This is a genomic window from Streptomyces sp. KM273126, from assembly GCF_004337435.2.
In the GTDB taxonomy this organism is placed as follows: Bacteria; Actinomycetota; Actinomycetes; order Streptomycetales; family Streptomycetaceae; genus Streptomyces; species Streptomyces acidicola.
In genome coordinates this window covers 1,200,518-1,213,832 of the sequence record NZ_SJXB02000002.1, presented here as the reverse complement: position 1 = coordinate 1,213,832, position 13,315 = coordinate 1,200,518, and the positions used below count along the sequence as shown (strand labels likewise).

The following is a 13,315-nucleotide window of genomic DNA, read 5'->3' as shown; positions in this document are numbered from 1 at the left end:
TGGTCACGCGACGGTAGCGCCCGGTTCACCGAACCCCGAGCGGCACGATCACGTCCGCCGTATGGACGCACCGTGACGGGAGTGGAAAGCTCGAAGAACCGCGGGCGTCATCGGAGCCGCCACCGCACGCGGATCCGCACGTCCGCGCCCACAGTGACCTCACCGTGCACGGGAGGCAGGATCATGGGCGACAAGGCGAACGCGCACCCCGGAGCCGCCGGCAGGGCTACGGCGGCCGACCACCCCGCGTCCGTACGGAATGTGGTGCTGGTCGGCCACAGCGGATCGGGCAAGACGACTCTGGTGGAGGCTCTCGCGCTGACGGCGGGAGCGGTGAACCGGGCGGGCCGCGTGGAGGACGGCGGCACCGTCTCCGACTACGACGAGATCGAGCACCGGCAGCAGCGCTCGGTGCAGCTCTCCCTGGTGCCCGTCGAATGGGACGGGATCAAGATCAACCTTCTGGACACTCCCGGATACGCCGACTTCGTCGGGGAACTCAGGGCCGGTCTGCGAGCGGCGGACGCGGCCCTCTTCGTCGTCTCGGCCGCGGACGGGGTGGACGGCTCGACGCGGATGGTGTGGGAGGAGTGCGCGGCGGTCGGCATGCCGCGCGCCATCGTGATCACCCACCTCGAAGCGGCGCGGGCCGACTTCGACGAGATGACCCGGACCTGCGCGGAGGCCTTCGGCGCGGACGACCCCGACGCCGTACTGCCGCTCTACCTGCCGCTGCACGGCCCGCAGGGGCCGGACGGGCACGCGCCGGTGACGGGCCTGATCGGGTTGCTCTCGCAGAAGCTGTTCGACTACGCGTCCGGTGAGCGCAAGGAGTCCGAGCCGGGTTCCGGCGAGCTGCCGGTCATCGAGGAGGCCCGCAACCGGCTGATCGAGGGGATCATCGCCGAGAGCGAGGACGAGACCCTCATGGACCGCTACCTCGGCGGCGAGACGGTCGACTTCAAGACACTCGTGGAGGATCTGGAGCGGGCCGTCGCGCGCGGGGTCTTCTTCCCCGTGCTGGCCGCCGCCCCCGCGGCCGACGGCTCCCGGCAGGGCCTCGGCACCGTGGAGCTCCTGGAACTCGTCACCCGCGGCTTCCCGACCCCACTGGAGCACGAGGCGCCGACGGTCACCACTCCGGACGGCAAGCCCCGCGAGGTCAGGACCTGCGACCCGGACGGGCCGCTGGTCGCCGAGGTCGTGAAGACGGCCAGCGACCCCTACGTGGGCCGGCTGTCGCTGGTGCGGGTCTTCTCGGGCACCCTGCGTGCCGACGAGACGGTGCACGTCTCCGGGCACGGGCTCACGGACCGCGGCCACGAGGATCACGATGTGGACGAGCGGATCGGCGCCCTGTCCCGGCCGTTCGGCAAACAGCAGCACTCCCTGACGCACTGCATCGCGGGCGACCTGGCGTGCGTGGCGAAACTGAACCGCGCGGAGACCGGCGACACGCTCTCCGCGAAGGACGACCCGCTGCTCATGGAGCCGTGGGAGATGCCGGACCCCCTGTTGCCGCTGGCCATCCAGGCACACAGCAAGTCGGACGAGGACAAGCTCTCCCAGGGTCTCGGCCGACTGGTCGCCGAGGATCCCACCATGCGCCTGGAGCAGAACCAGGACACCCACCAGGTGGTGCTCTGGTGCCTGGGCGAGGCGCACGCCGACGTGGCGCTGGAACGGCTGCGCAGCCGGTACGGCGTCCAGGTCGACGTGGTCCCGCACAGGGTCTCCCTACGGGAGACGTTCGCGAACAGGTCGGGTGGCCGGGGCCGTCATGTGAAACAGTCCGGCGGGCACGGGCAGTACGCGATCTGCGAGATCGAGGTGGAGCCGCTGCCGGGCGGCTCGGGCATCGAGTTCGTGGACAAGGTCGTCGGCGGCGCCGTGCCGCGGCAGTTCATCCCCTCCGTCGAGAAGGGCGTACGGGCCCAGGCCGCCAGGGGCGTCGCGGCCGGTTACCCGCTCATCGACGTACGGGTCACCCTGCTCGACGGCAAGGCGCACTCCGTGGACTCCTCGGACGCGGCCTTCCAGACGGCCGGTGCGCTGGCGCTGCGCGAGGCGGCGGCCGACGCGCAGATCCACCTCCTGGAGCCGGTCGCCGAGGTGGCTGTCCTGGTCGGCGACGACTATGTGGGGCCCGTCATGAGCGACCTGTCCGGGCGGCGCGGCCGCGTCGTCGGCACCGAGCAGGCCGGTGGCGGGCGGACGCTCGTACGGGCCGAGGTGCCGGAGATCGAGATCGGGCGGTACTCCGTCGATCTGCGCTCGATCTCCCACGGCACCGCGCGCTTCAACCGCAGCTACGCCCGGCACGAGCCGATGCCGCCCCAGATCGCCGAGAAGGTCCGTGAACAGGCGAAGGAGGGCTGACAGTTCGACCAGTTCGACCGACGGGCCGCCGGAGCCCCCGACCGGGGCCGCCCGGCGGCCGGGGCTCGGGGCGCCTGGAGGGGCAGGGTCGGCGTGGTTCGGGGTGAAGTGGTTCGGGACGGCGTGACTCGTGATTCGGGCGGATGGCGGACCGGTCGCTCAACTGCCCTGCGATGCGCGGCTTTCGGAGTCCGGTGACGGATGTCGGTGCGTGCGGATACGCTGATCACCTGATCGAGTTGTGGCCCGATCATGCTGCGATCCTGGCGATGACCTGATCAACAGGTGTGCGGAGCACAGAAGTCGGGAAGTCCGCAGAAGCGGAGCTGTGGCGATGGGGGCGGCGGTGGCGGACGACGGATTTGATTTCTCTCCCGGTGCACAGGTGCCGCTCACGGGCACCGCGGGGCAGACGGCGGCGACGTTCGCGCTGGCGTCCGCCGCCTACCGGGACAACGAGGTCGCGGAGATCCTCAAAGCGAACAACGAGTGGCACAAGTCCAAGGTCAGTGAAGGCCGCAAGTGGGCGACGATCTTCAGGCCCAACCTCGGCGAGGCCTTCTCGATGGCGGTGCGGGACCGCATGCTCGGCGCCGGCCGCAAGGCACTCGTCCAGTCCTTCGGCATGGAGCCACAGGTCGTCGTCGAGCACAGCCTCGCGGCGATCCGCATCCGGCGCGAGCGGGACAACTGGCTCACGGCGGTGATGGTGCTGTGCGGCCTGCTGTTCCTGCCGGGGCTGCTGCTCTGGCTGTTGGTCTTCCAGCTCCGGACGATGGTCGCCAAGCGCGAGGACAAGCGGGCGGGCACCCTTGCCACCGCGCTGCTCGTGGCCGTGGGCGTCCTCGCCGTGATCGTCATGATCCAGATGCCGGTGAACGGCTTCTGGGCCTGGTACGCGCGCGCGTGCCTCGTGCTGCCCGTCGTCGGCTGGTTCTGGGCCAAGCAGATCTGCGAGCGCACGGCCAAGGACCTGCGCGAGCGCTGGGAGGGCCTGCTGTCGGGCGGCGGCATCGGGGCCAAGATCCCCGAGGCGGTGCCCGGCAGTCCGGGTGAGAGCAAGGCCGAGCAGCTGCGCAAGGAGCTCGCCCGGCTCAGCGCCGAGCAGCGGTCCAACCTCGTCTTCTACGCCGGTCCCAAGGGCATCCTCGGCATGGGTACCCGCTGGGGCAGCTGGCAGCTCGCCGAGGATCTGCTACCGGCCGACCCCGACAAGGAGATCCACCCGTTCCGCAGCTGGGACGTCATCCGGTCCATCCATGACCAACTGCGCATGCTGGAGCGCGGGCCGCTGAACACCGGCGGCTTCCCGGCCCCGTCGATCAAGCACTGGATCGTCAGTCCGATCGCGGAGGGCGCGGGCGATGTGTCGCGGCCCGAGGGCGAGGACGTCGACGCGTACCAGTTCAAGACCCACGCCATACAGGAGATCTGCAACAAGCAGCAGTTCGGCAAGGGGAACCGGCACTACCTGGGTGTGCAGTGGACGCTCTGGGACGGTCAGTTGATCATCACGATGATGATCAACGTGACCGTGCTGCACCACACGCTGCGCATCGAGGTGACCGGACATGCGCTGGGGCCGGTGCACGGGCTGTTCAACAACAAGCCTGCCGCGAAGGAGAAGTCGGTCCAGAAGTCGATCAGGTTCTGGGAGACCCGGAAGGTGAAGCTCCCGCTGGTCGACACGGACGAGGTCGTGCGGCTCGCCGCGCGGGCACCGCTGACCTGGTATCCGCCTCTGCTGAACTGGCTCGGCGGGTCCATGTCGCTGCCCGAGCCGTTCGGGATGCGGCACGCGTGGGCCGACCAGCCGTGGCGGCACCGGTTCATGGCGGACGACGCGTTGCGCGCGGCGACGCCCGTGCTGCGAGTGGTGCACTCGGCGGCGATCAAGGTCCTTGCGGAGAACGGCGTGGACACCGAGAAGTTCGGTGCCCGGTCCTCGTTCCTCAGCACGGCCGTCCAGGACCCGACACCGCGGAAGGCGGACGTGTACGACGCGTAGTGCCGTCGGTCTTCAGGCTCGGGTGCCTGGGCGCGCCTACGGCCCGCGGTTGTGCCGCGGGCCGTAGGCGCGCCCTTCGAAGTCGCGGGGCAGGCGGGACTTTCGAAACACGCCCTGGGACCCGGCAGATCAGTTCGCCGGCCAGGCCTGCGCCAGCATGTCGCGGGTGTCGGCCAGGAGCTGCGGCAGCACCTTCGTGTGGCCGACCACCGGCATGAAGTTGGTGTCGCCGCCCCAGCGGGGTACGACGTGCTGGTGGAGGTGCGCGGCGATGCCGGCACCGGCGACCTCGCCCTGGTTCATACCGATGTTGAAGCCGTGGGCGCCGGAGGCGGTGCGCAGGGCGGTCATGGCCTGCTTGGTCAGCTCGGCGAGTTCGGCGGTCTCCGCCGTGGTGAGGTCCGTGTAGTCGGCGACGTGGCGGTAGGGCACGACCATCAGGTGGCCGCCGTTGTACGGGTACAGGTTGAGCACCGCGTACACGTGCTCCCCGCGCCTGATGATCAGGCCGTCCTCGTCGGACTTGGCCGGGATCGAGCAGAACGGGCAGCCGTCGTCGGCCCCCGGACCGGTGGGCTTGTTCTCGCCCTGGATGTACGCCATCCGGTGGGGCGTCCACAGGCGCTGGAACGCGTCCTGCGTCCCCACTCCGATCTGCTGCTCCGGCTCACTCGTCATGCTGTGCAGCATATGGCTTCACCCGCACGGAGCGTGTGGCCGGGGCGGGGAGGACCGTGGGACGCGAACCACGACGGAAGGCCCCCGGAGCGGTGAGCTCCGGGGGCCTTCCGTACGGGTGTGCTCAAGGGTCAGACCTGGACGCGGTCCTCCACGACCTGCACGATCTTGGCGATCGCCTCGTCCACCGGGATGCCGTTCTCCTGCGAGCCGTCGCGGTAGCGGAAGGAGACGGCGCCGTGGGTCATGTCCTCGTCGCCGGCGATGACCATGAAGGGCACCTTCGCCTTCTGGGCGTTGCGGATCTTCTTCTGCATACGGTCGGAGGAGGAGTCGACCTCGACGCGCAGACCCTTGCGCTTCGCGGCGGCGGCGAACTTCTCCAGGTACTCCACGTGCGCGTCGCCGATCGGGATGCCGACGGCCTGGACGGGCGCCAGCCAGGCCGGGAACGCGCCCGCGTAGTGCTCAAGGAGCACCGCGAAGAACCGCTCGATCGAGCCGAAGAGCGCGCGGTGGATCATGACCGGGCGCTGCTTGGAACCGTCCGGGCCGGTGTACTCCAGGTCGAAGCGCTCCGGCAGGTTGAAGTCGAGCTGGACCGTCGACATCTGCCAGGTGCGGCCGATGGCGTCCTTGGCCTGGACGGAGATCTTCGGACCGTAGAAGGCGGCGCCGCCCGGGTCCGGGACCAGCGGGAGGCCCTGCTTCTCGGCGACCTGGCGGAGGGTCTCGGTGGCCTCTTCCCAGGCCTCGTCCGAGCCGACGAACTTCTCCGGGTCCTTGGTGGACAGCTCCAGGTAGAAGTCCGTGAGGCCGTAGTCGCGCAGCAGGTTCAGGACGAAGGTGAGCGTCTTTTCGAGCTCGTCCGCCATCTGCTCCTTGGTGCAGTAGATGTGCGCGTCGTCCTGGGTGAAGCCGCGGGCACGGGTGAGACCGTGCACGACACCCGACTTCTCGTACCGGTACACGGTCCCGAACTCGAAGAGGCGCAGCGGCAGTTCACGGTACGAGCGGCCGCGCGCGTCGAAGATCAGGTTGTGCATCGGGCAGTTCATGGGCTTGAGGTAGTAGTCCACGCCCTCGTCGAGCTGCATGGGCGGGTACATGCCGTCGGCGTACCAGTCCAGGTGGCCCGAGACCTCGAAGAGCTTTCCCTTCGTGGCGTGCGGGGTGTAGACGAACTCGTAGCCCTCCTCCTCGTGCCGACGGCGCGAGTAGTCCTCCATGACCCGGCGGATGATGCCGCCCTTGGGGTGGAAGACGGCGAGGCCGGAGCCGATCTCGTCCGGGATGGAGAACAGGTCCAGCTCGTTGCCCAGCTTGCGGTGGTCGCGCTTCTCGGCCTCGGCGAGGAAGTCGAGGTGCGCCTTCAGTTCGTCCTTGGAGGGCCAGGCGGTGCCGTAGATGCGCTGGAGCATGGGGTTCTTCTCGCTGCCGCGCCAGTACGCGGCGGCGTTGCGCATCAGCTTGAACGCCGGGATGGTGCGGGTGGTGGGCAGGTGGGGACCCCGGCAGAGGTCCTTCCAGCACAGCTCGCCGGTCTTGGCGTCCAGGTTGTCGTAGATGGTCAGCTCGCCTGCGCCCACCTCGACGTCCGCGCCGTCGTCGGAGGACGCGGAGCCCTTGAGGCCGATCAGCTCCAGCTTGTACGGCTCGTCCGCCAGCTCCTCACGGGCGGCCTCATCGGTGACGACGCGCCGCGAGAAGCGCTGGCCGCGCTTCTGGATCTCCTGCATCTTCTTCTCGACGGCCTTGAGATCCTCGGGCGTGAACGGCGTCTCGACATCGAAGTCGTAGTAGAAGCCGTCCTTGACGGGCGGGCCGATGCCCAGCTTGGCCTCGGGGAACAGCTCCTGCACGGCCTGCGCCATCACGTGCGCCGTCGAGTGCCGCAGGATGTTCAGGCCGTCCTCGGAGGAGATCTCCACCCCTTCGACGGTCTCGCCGTCCCTCACCACGTACGCGAGGTCCTTGAGCTCGCCGGCCACGCGGGCCGCGACGATGGTGCGCTCGCCGGCGAAGAGGTCGGCGGCCGTAGTGCCCGTCGTCACCACGCGCTCTTCCCGCTCGGAATCGCGTTGGATGATCACACGGACGTCTGACACCGGTCTCTCCTGCCTGATGGGTGAGCGCGCACGCGTCCGCGTACGCAGACAGGAATCGTACCGAGCCCGGGGTGCCCTCTGCGAAACGGTTATCACCGACCCGCTTCACTCCCCGCTGCACGCCTCCTCGAAGAAGGCCATCGTCTCCGCGGTCTCCTGCAGCGACTTCATCAGCCGGTCCCGCTCCGCCTCGTCGACCTGCACGGGGACGACCCCCGAAGCGCCGGTGAGGCGCCGGAACCCGCCCCGGCGCTCCAGCCTGCCGTGTACGCGGACGGGCAGCCCGACGAGATGGGCGTGGCCCGCGATCCGGTACGACTCCTCGTCCAGTGTCATGCGGACGTGCGGCACCTCGGCCCCGGCGAGCACGCGCAGGCGTACGGTGCCCTCTCCGCGTGGCCCCGAGCGGCGCATCCGTACCACGGCTCCGGTGAGGCGCACGGACACCGAGGGTTCCTCGCGCAGATAGCGGGACGCGGCCTCGCGCAGCGCGGGCAGGTCACCCGGGGAGAACTCGACGGGCTCGGGATGCGGGGCGCAGCCCTCGGGAACCCCGGCGGCGGGTGCCCATTCGACGGCGATGCGCGCACCCTCGGTGCCCCGGACGAGGGCGGCCAGGGACTCGGTGAGTTCGTGGCTGACGCCTGCCTCGACGGCGCTGTCGAAGGCGTCCATGCCACCGGTGGCGCGCCGGTAGTCGGCGGCCTCGCGGGCCGCGTACAGCGCCTGGTGGAGGCGTACGGCGAGGGGGCGGCCGGTGGCGACGGGGACGAAGGCGGTGATGCGGCGCCCGTCGGGAGCGGTGCCGACGAGGACGTCCTCCAGGGACACGGCCGCCGGGCGGCGGTGCCGGGCACCGTAGTAGCCCGCACGCGCGTGTGTGGCGAGCGCGCCCGCGAGCAGCATCTGGCGGGCGGCGCTGCGCAACCGGTCCTCGACGGTCCAGGGCGCGGCGCCGACGGGGCCGGTCGGGATGTCCCGCCACCAGCGGATCTCGTCGCTGGGTACGGAGAGGGCGAGGAGGATGTCGCGGGCGGACGGGGATCCGCTGCGGGAGAGCGCGTCGAGTGCCTCGCCGAGCAGGTCGTCGCTGTCGGGGAAGGCGCGGTTCTCGGGCACGAGCAGGCTGGTACCGGCGCCGCCCGGTCCGGGTGGGGTCCAGCGGCCGTAGCGTCCGGCGGCTCCGCCGCGTCGCTGCCAGCCGTGCCGGTGGAGGAGGGTGCTGAGGACCGCCGGGTCGACCCGGCCGGGTTCGGGTGGCAGGGGCCGGGCGGCGCCGACGGGATGGGGCCGGACCGGCCTCAGGGGTTCGTCGATGGGGCGGTGCGTCACGGTCTGCCTCCCGTTCCGACCCGCGTCATGATCTCGCAGAGCGCACGGTCGTCGAAGATGCGCGAGGTCGGTATGCGCACGTTGGTCCTGTGCCGTCCGGTGATCGGGTGCCCGGCGAGGTTGATCCAGTAGCAGCAGTGCCGCAGGTCCAGGCGGTCGTGGCTGGCGCGCAGCCAGTCGTCCTGGGAGCGGGGCACGAGCATCACCACGAGGATCTTGTGCACCGAGACCGGGGTGCGGGCGAGCTTCGCCAGGTGCTCGTTGTCGAGCGTGAAGGAGAAGGCGGGGCCAATTCTGCGGGGCGGGGGCGCAGCCTCGGTTGAGGTGGTGGTGGGAGACGGGCGGGCGGGTTGGGTGGGATCTGGTAGGTGCGCTTGAGCTGCACCTTGATGGTGACTTCGTCATCGACGGTGTGCCCTGGGGCGCTGTGGCTGACGTGCCAGTCGATGCCGTTGTCCGGAAAGGGCTGGGAGAGCGAACAGCCCGCGGCCGCCGCCACGGCGTGCAGATAGCCCACCTGAAGTGTCTCCATGCACGCGGTGGTGGCGAGTGTGCCTCGATGGGGGACGGTCCGCTGCGGCCGCAGCCCGCCTTGTTCCGGCTGCGCGATCGCCATGGCGACAGCCTTCCAGAGCAATGTGAATGTCTGACACAGGCCGCTGAACTGCAAAGACCCGTACTTCTGTTGTCTCCTTCCGGCGTATGGCGCAAACAGCCCGGGTATCACCGGATCGGGCAGGAGACGGTGCGTCAACTGCCGAAGGTGAACGAGGAGTTGTGTGCGTATGGCGTACTGGTACGAGGGACCCCTGGCCGCGTTCGACACGGAGACCACGGGCGTGGACGTCGAGACCGACCGGATCGTGTCGGCGGCCGTCGTCGTCCAGGACGCGCCCGGCACCCGGCCGAGGGTGACGCGATGGCTGGTGAACCCGGGTGTGCCGGTGCCCGCCGCGGCGACGGCGGTACACGGACTGACGGAGGATCACCTGCAGCGCAACGGCCGCTGGCCGTCACCGGTGATGGAGGAGATAGCCAAGGAGCTGGCGGAGCAGGCCGTGCGGGGCCGGCCGCTCGTCGTGATGAACGCTCCCTTCGATCTGACGCTCCTGGACAGGGAGTTGCGCCGCCACCGCGCGTCCTGCCTCTCCCACTGGTTCGAGTCGTCGCCCCTGCACGTGCTGGACCCGCGCGTCCTCGACAAGCATCTGGACCGCTACCGCAAGGGCCGCCGCACCCTGACCGACCTGTGCGGGCACTACGGCGTCACTCTGGAGGGCGCACACGACGCCGGCGCGGACGCGCTGGCCGCGATGGATGTCGTACGGGCGGTGGGGCGCCGTTTCGCGGCCCGGCTGGAACGACTCTCCCCCGCCGAGCTGCACACCCTGCAGGCGGTGTGGCACGCGGCACAGGCACGCGGCCTGCAGGCGTGGTTCGCGCGCAGCGGTACCGAGGAGGAGGTGGATCCGGCGTGGCCGCTGCGGCCGGATCTGCCGGCGGCGGCCTGAGCTTCTCAGCGAAGGGCGACCACAAGCCGAGGGGGTGCGGGTGGCGGAGCCCCCGCCGCGCGCGGCGACGCCGCGCAGAATACGACGATGGCGACTCGGCCTGCGCTGTATGCAGGCACGAGCCGCCATCGACATCGTGGGCGATACTGGGTTCGAACCAGTGACCTCTTCGGTGTGAACGAAGCGCTCTCCCACTGAGCTAATCGCCCGGGAACGGACTGAACAATACAGGCCCCCGAGCGTTTGGTTCAAACCGCTTCATGCCCCTCCCCAGGTAGGCCAGGAGCCCCCGCCTCCCCGCGCGCATCATCAGCGCGTGGTTGGCGCGGAAGACGAGCCGACCGGGCACGGCGAGCCGCCTCATCAGGGGCTTGGTCACATGGACCTCCTGGTCATAGCGGGCGAGGGTGCCGGTCCCGGCGAGCGTGAGGGTCCACCGCGCCCAGCCGTCGAGGTCACCGGTCATCTCGATCTCCAGCAGTCCGGCAGCCGGATCGCGCCGCACCTCCCGGACGGCAAACCTCAGGTCGTACGGCAGGACGGACCGGATCCGCAGCAGACCGGACGTGTCGTCGAGGCGGGTCACCTCGCGCACCTGGGGCCACCACCGGGGGTAGTCCTCGGCCCGCTCCAGCACCTTGTACACGGTGGCGGGCGGCACGGGCAGGGCCCACAGGGTGCGGAAGCGGTAGTGGCTCCAGTCCATGGTCAGAGTGTGCCCACGGGAAGGGGCGCCGTGCGGTATCTGAGTACCTTCTGAGTACGCGCACTCATGCCGTGCCATGTGACGCGCCCCACACTCCTCGGCATGACGAACTTTCCGCCCCCGGCCGAGGAGCTGCGGTTCCTCGACGCCGAGCTGCGCCAACTCGACGCCCGCCGCGCCGTGTTGCTGGCGCGCCGGGCCTGGCTGATCAACACGCTGTACGCGGCACCGCCCGCGCCGCCCGTACGGAGGACCGAGGCGACGGCGCCCAGCGTCCAGAACGTGCTGCTGGTCCTCGGTGGCATCCTCCTGACGGTCGCCGCGATCGCGTTCACGCTGGTCAGCTGGGGGCACATGGGGATCGCCGGGCGGGCGCTGGTGCTCGGCGCGGTCACGCTGGCGGCCCTGGGCGTGCCCGTGCCGCTGCTCCGGCGCGGGCTGCGCTCGACCGCGGAGGCGGTGGCGGGCCTCGGGCTGGCGCTGACGGTGCTGGACGCGTACGCGCTGCACGAGGTCGCGTTCACCGAGGTGCAGGGCACCGGCTACGCGGCCGCGGCGTCGGCGGTGCTGGCCGGGGTGTGGGCGGCGTACGGCGTGGGGATCGGCGTGCTGGCGCCCACGGAACCTGCCGGGAGGGTCGAGGGCGAGGAGCCCCACGGGGCGCATACCGGTTCCGTCCCGCTTCGGCTGCCCCTCCCGCTTGCGCTGCTCGCCGCCCAACTTCCCCTGCTGCTCTGGGCGTTGGCGGTGGACGCGGGTCCGCTCACGGTCACGGCGGCCGTGCTGGCGACCGCCGCTGCCGACACGGCTGTCGCACTCCTGGTGTCCCTGAAGCCGGTGCGGATCGCCGCCGCGGTCGCCGCGATCTGCATGGGGGCCTGGGGTGTTCTGGCGGCCGGATGGCTCTCCTGGAGTGCATCCGACCCGAGCTCCGCCACCCGTGCGGCGGGGGTCCTCGCCCTCGCCGCGGTGATCGCACTGACCGCCGCCTGGCACGCCCCGGAGCCGAAGCTCGCCCTCGGTACGGCCCTGACCGGCGGCCTGCTCCTGGTCGCCGCGGTAGGCGGGGTGCTGAGGGTGTCGCTGCCCGGTGAGTGGACGGTTCCGGGCTGTCTGATGTGCGGGGTCGCGCTGCTCGCCGTCGTACGCATGCGCCTTCCCGACCCCGTACGGCGCGGACTGGTCGCGGCGTCCGCCTGCGTGCAGGCGCTCGCGGTGTCCTGGACCCTGCCCCTCGTCGCGCTCGCGGTCGTAGGGCCGCTCGGCTGGGTGGAGCGGATCTGGTCCACAGCACCGGCGGATGCCCGGACGGCGGTCACGACGGACCTGCCGTGGCCCGCTCACTCGGCCACCGGACCGCTCGTGCTCGCCGTCGTGGCCGGAGTGCTGGTTCTCGCCGGCCGGGGCGCTGCGTGGCGGGTGCAGGCGTTGACGGTTGCCCTCGTGCTGGGGGTGGCGGCGGTGTTCGCGGTCCCGGCGGTACTGAAACTCCCGTACGCCGTGGGGATGGTGGTGCAGGGACTCGTGGTCGTGGCCGTGCTGGCGTTCGCGTGGGCAGCGCCCCGGCCGACGGAACCCGAGGAGCCGGACGAGGGCTCCACGCCCATGCGGTCCCCGCTGCCCGCCACCGTCATGGTCCTGGCCCTGGTCACCTCCCTCAGCCTCGCCTGCGTCGCCCTTGCCTCCCGGACGGCGACGCTCGTCGTGCTCGCGGCGCTGGTGGTCGTGTTCGCGGCGGCGGCTGCCTGGCACCGCGAGTCGGGGGTGTGCTGCGCGCCCGCCGCACTGACGTATGCCACGGCCCTCACCTGGGCGATCGGCTCGGCAGCGGCCTGGCAGCCGCAGCACACCGCGCTGCTCGTCCTCGCCGTCCCGGTCATCGCGGCCGTCGTCGCGGCCCGTCTGGAGGGCTCCCCCATGACCGTGCCCGTCGAGGTGACCGGCGCTGCCGCGGGCGTCCTCGCCATCGGGCTGGCGTTCGCCGACCCGCCGGTACTGGCCCTGGTGCTCGGCCTCGCTGGAGTCATCGCCTCGGGCACCGCGCTGCGCCCGGACCGGCGGCACATAGGGTACGTGGCCGCCGCCCTGTTCCTCCTGGCCGCCTGGGTCCGTCTGGCGTCCTGGGGCGTGGGCACCCCGGAGGCGTACACGCTGCCCGTGACCGTCCCCGCGCTGGTGCTCGGAGTCGTGCGCCGGCGACGCGACGCGCAGGTCTCGTCCTGGACGGCGTACGGTCCGGGGCTGGCCGTCACCCTTGTGCCGAGCCTGCTCGCGGCGTGGGGCGACCCGGACTGGCCGCGCCCGCTGCTGCTGGGCGCGGCGGCACTCGCCGTCACCCTCCTCGGCGCACGGCACCACCTCCAGGCACCGCTCGTCCTCGGCGGCACCGTGCTCGCCCTGGTCGCCCTGCACGAGCTCGCCCCGTACATCGCCCAGGTCGTCGGCGCGCTGCCCCGTTGGGTACCTCCCGCACTCGCCGGTCTGGCGCTGCTCGCACTGGGTGCCACGTACGAGCAGCGGCTGCGGGACGCACGACGAGTGCGGGAGGTGCTGGGGCGCTTCCGCTAGGGGGCGCGTGGTCCGTGACTCCGCG

At 71.1% G+C, this 13,315-nt stretch carries 8 protein-coding genes, 1 tRNA gene and 1 pseudogene; 4 read left to right on the top strand and 6 right to left on the bottom strand.

Going from position 1 to position 13,315, the window contains the following annotated elements; genetic code table 11:
• Window positions 1-183: 183 nt before the first annotated feature.
• Both E0500_RS35935 and E0500_RS35930 read left to right on the top strand, forming a co-directional pair.
• Complete coding sequence (locus E0500_RS35935) at window positions 184-2,379, top strand: elongation factor G-like protein EF-G2 (RefSeq protein WP_131564726.1); 2,196 nt, start codon at window positions 184-186, stop codon at window positions 2,377-2,379.
• 334 nt (window positions 2,380-2,713) lie between these two features.
• Complete coding sequence (locus E0500_RS35930; RefSeq protein WP_131564728.1) at window positions 2,714-4,387, top strand: hypothetical protein; 1,674 nt, start codon at window positions 2,714-2,716, stop codon at window positions 4,385-4,387.
• Between the two features lie 129 nt (window positions 4,388-4,516).
• On the opposite strand, the gene E0500_RS35925 is transcribed toward E0500_RS35930, so the two are convergent.
• The 4 genes and pseudogenes from E0500_RS35925 to E0500_RS35910 form a co-directional block, all read right to left on the bottom strand.
• On the bottom strand, window positions 4,517-5,077 hold the full coding sequence (locus E0500_RS35925) for an HIT domain-containing protein (RefSeq protein WP_131564730.1): 561 nt from the start codon (window positions 5,075-5,077) through the stop codon (window positions 4,517-4,519).
• A gap of 119 nt (window positions 5,078-5,196) precedes the next feature.
• Entirely contained in the window at window positions 5,197-7,173 is a 1,977-nt protein-coding gene (thrS, locus tag E0500_RS35920; protein WP_131564732.1) for a threonine--tRNA ligase, read from the bottom strand.
• Window positions 7,174-7,278: 105 nt separating this feature from the next.
• A complete protein-coding gene (locus E0500_RS35915) occupies window positions 7,279-8,505 on the bottom strand; it encodes a hypothetical protein (protein WP_131564734.1) in 1,227 nt (408 codons plus the stop codon).
• Window positions 8,502-9,121, bottom strand: a pseudogene (locus E0500_RS35910) (DUF4365 domain-containing protein). The gene E0500_RS35915 and the pseudogene E0500_RS35910 overlap by 4 nt, the downstream one beginning before the upstream one ends.
• Window positions 9,122-9,290: 169 nt before the next feature.
• Between E0500_RS35910 and E0500_RS35905 the strand changes: the two are divergent.
• A complete protein-coding gene (locus E0500_RS35905) occupies window positions 9,291-10,016 on the top strand; it encodes a 3'-5' exonuclease (protein ID WP_131570462.1) in 726 nt (241 codons plus the stop codon).
• A gap of 137 nt (window positions 10,017-10,153) precedes the next feature.
• Here the strand turns inward: E0500_RS35905 and E0500_RS35900 are convergent.
• Window positions 10,154-10,225: transfer RNA gene (locus E0500_RS35900), tRNA-Val, on the bottom strand.
• On the bottom strand, window positions 10,216-10,722 hold the full coding sequence (locus E0500_RS35895) for an SRPBCC family protein (protein WP_181587347.1): 507 nt from the start codon (window positions 10,720-10,722) through the stop codon (window positions 10,216-10,218). The genes E0500_RS35900 and E0500_RS35895 overlap by 10 nt, the downstream gene beginning before the upstream one ends.
• Before the next feature lie 102 nt (window positions 10,723-10,824).
• Between E0500_RS35895 and E0500_RS35890 the strand changes: the two genes are divergently transcribed.
• Entirely contained in the window at window positions 10,825-13,290 is a 2,466-nt protein-coding gene (locus E0500_RS35890) for an SCO7613 C-terminal domain-containing membrane protein (protein WP_131570458.1), read from the top strand.
• The last annotated feature ends 25 nt before the right edge of the window (window positions 13,291-13,315 follow it).